The organism is Allofournierella sp. (assembly GCF_048388525.1).
In the GTDB taxonomy this organism is placed as follows: Bacteria; Bacillota; Clostridia; order Oscillospirales; family Ruminococcaceae; genus BQOK01.
Genome location: NZ_DBGCTQ010000084.1, coordinates 1 through 2,503, shown reverse-complemented (window position 1 = coordinate 2,503; position 2,503 = coordinate 1). Strand labels below are relative to the sequence as shown.

Here is a 2,503-nt window from a genome sequence, read left to right as displayed (position 1 = left end):
TGCCCTTCGCGGTGAGCATCAGCACCGGCAGCCGATGGGTGGCAGGGGCTGCCCGCAGCTTTTTGAGCACCTCGATGCCGCCTTCTTCGGGCAGCATCACGTCCAAAAGGACCAGATCCGGCAGGGCCTTTTCCAGCTGCGCCCAAAATTGGCTGGGCACCTCGAACCCCATTGCCTCGTGGCCGGAGTGGGCCAGGGTATACACGACCAGCTCACGGATGCTGCTGTCGTCTTCCAGAATATAGATCATGGCAAACGCCCCCTATCACAACTCTTTCTGCTTTTAGTATAAGGCATAGCGTGAACCTTTGCACGGCCCATTTTGTAAAAAGTGGGTAAAAAAAGTACGCCGCACAAAGATCTGCTAAAAAAGCGCAAAAATGCCCCGCCCGGCGTTTAAACCGGGCGGGGCGGAAAACAGAATCAGGCTTCGGGGAGCGCCGCATACAGGAAAGCAAGATCCTTGTTGGTGACAAAGGTCTGGAAGTTGAACACGAACAGGACCTCGTCGTAGCCCTCCTGCTCCATCAGGTCGTCGATGGGAAGGCCATAGCCGCGGGGATCGATCACGCCAATCTGCGCATAGTGCTGGGCGAGATAGGGCACAAGGCAGTTGGCGTAGCTGTCCTTAATGACCAGCAGCTTGCCTTTACCGCTGCCCTGGATGGTGGTGTAGCTGTTGTTGCCATACAAAAACATGGCGTACTTATCCGTGGTGCCGAGCTTGGAGAGATCGTACAGGCCGATCGTGCCGGCGTCGGTGCCGGGATTGGCGGCGCTCCAGCCGCCCAGGCCGTCCGATTTCCAAATGGTCATCTGGTTGGGCAGGTCAAGATAGCGCAGCGTGTCGGGAAGTTGGTTCCAAAGCACGCACTTGGCATAGGTGGTGCCGTAAAAATCGGGGACCGAAGTAAAATCTTCTTCGGCGAACTGCGCCGGGGCAAAGCCCTGCCGCCTGCAGAACTCCTGGTAGGCGATATAGGCGCCGCCCTCGGTCGTCCAGTGGTGATCGGTGTCGTAATAGAGCTTTTGCGCTTTGTTTTGCAGGAACGCCTGGCGCAGGTCCAGGCAATTTTCCGCGCCCAACGCTGCAAAAAAGTCGTTCAGATAAGCATCTTCGTCCACCATGGGAACGCCGGCGGGCAGACGCTCGGGGTAAATGAGGCTCGCCGAGGGCGCCAGAAGCACGGTGGCGCTGCCGGGGTGGCGGGCAATAAAGTTTTGCAGGATCTGGGTGTTGGCGGCCAGCTGCTTTTCTTCGCCCGGTTTCAGGGCAAAAAGCTTTGTGAACAGCTCGTTTTCGCTGCCCAGCAGCGCGCCGCCGATCTCCTTTTTCTGGAACAGGAGGCTCTCGCTGCGGCTTTGCAGCTTGATCCAGCCGTCGCGGAAAACCACCTGATCCTTGGTATATTCGGCGTAATCGCTGGTCCATTCATTGGCGAACAGGGCGCTCCAGCTGAATTTGGGGAACTGCTTAAGGTCGCGCCGCTCCAGCTCTGAGCGGGCGCGCTTGGGCCACAGGCCGTCCAGGATCATAAAAGAAAAAATAAAGAGAAAAAACAGAACCAGAACAGGGTAGCGCTTTAACGAAGCCCATTTTTCTTTCATCACAAAAGCACCTCCCTCAGAAACGATAGTAAAGGAACGGGCTGCTGGTGGAGGCCACGATATACGCGATGCAGAGCACCAGCAGCAGCCCCACCACGACCACCTTTATAAACGTGTTGTCTTTGATGCGATCCCAGATTTTCAGGGGCAGCGGGGTGCTGCACAGGATCCCCACCAGCAGGATCACCCAATAGTTGCGCAAAAAGTACCAGCAGCCCACGCCGCCCGAGGGAACGAAGAGCTTTTGAAACAGCGCGCCCAGCCCAACGCCCTGCTCGTTGCCCACAAACAAGGCCCAGCCGGTGACCACCAAAAACAAGGTGTAAATGTGGGGCCAGACCCGGCCTTTTTTGAGTTTGTCCAGCAAAAAGATTTTTTCTATAGTGAGAAGAATAAAATAGTAAATGCCCCACAGCACAAAATTCCAGTTTGCGCCGTGCCAGATGCCGGTAAGCGCCCACACCACAAACATGTTGAAGATCTGGCGCTTCAGGCCTTTGCGGTTGCCCCCCAGCGGGATGTACACATATTCCTTGAACCAGCCTGAAAGGGTCATGTGCCAGCGGCGCCAGAATTCGGTGATGCTGCGGGCGATATAAGGCAGGTTGAAGTTCATGGGGAAATCGAACCCCAGCATTTTGCCCATGCCGATGCCCATGAGGGAATAGCCGGAAAAGTCAAAATAGAGCTGCAGGGAATAGGCAAGCAGCCCCAGCCACACCAGGGGAGTGCTGGCGTTGGCAATGCCCACGCCGGCGGTGACCAGCTCGGCACCGTTCCACACGCCGATGATATCGTACCACAAATGGCTCACAGTGTCGGCAATGAGAACTTTTTTAGCCAGGCCGAACACGAACAGGCAGATGCCCTCTTCGATCTGGGTCAGGCGGTAGCG

At 56.5% G+C, this 2,503-nt stretch carries 3 protein-coding genes; all 3 read right to left on the bottom strand.

Annotated elements, in window-relative coordinates:
• Positions 1 to 250 (bottom strand): response regulator (locus ACMLHZ_RS10120; protein WP_418667606.1); only part of this gene is annotated, 250 nt, incomplete at its 3' end.
• 173 nt (positions 251 to 423) lie between these two features.
• A complete protein-coding gene (locus ACMLHZ_RS10115; RefSeq protein WP_418667605.1) occupies positions 424 to 1,608 on the bottom strand; it encodes a DHHW family protein in 1,185 nt (394 codons plus the stop codon).
• Between the two features lie 16 nt (positions 1,609 to 1,624).
• Positions 1,625 to 2,503, bottom strand: an 879-nt coding sequence (locus tag ACMLHZ_RS10110; RefSeq protein ID WP_418667604.1) for an MBOAT family O-acyltransferase, incomplete at its 5' end; no start/stop codon positions are given.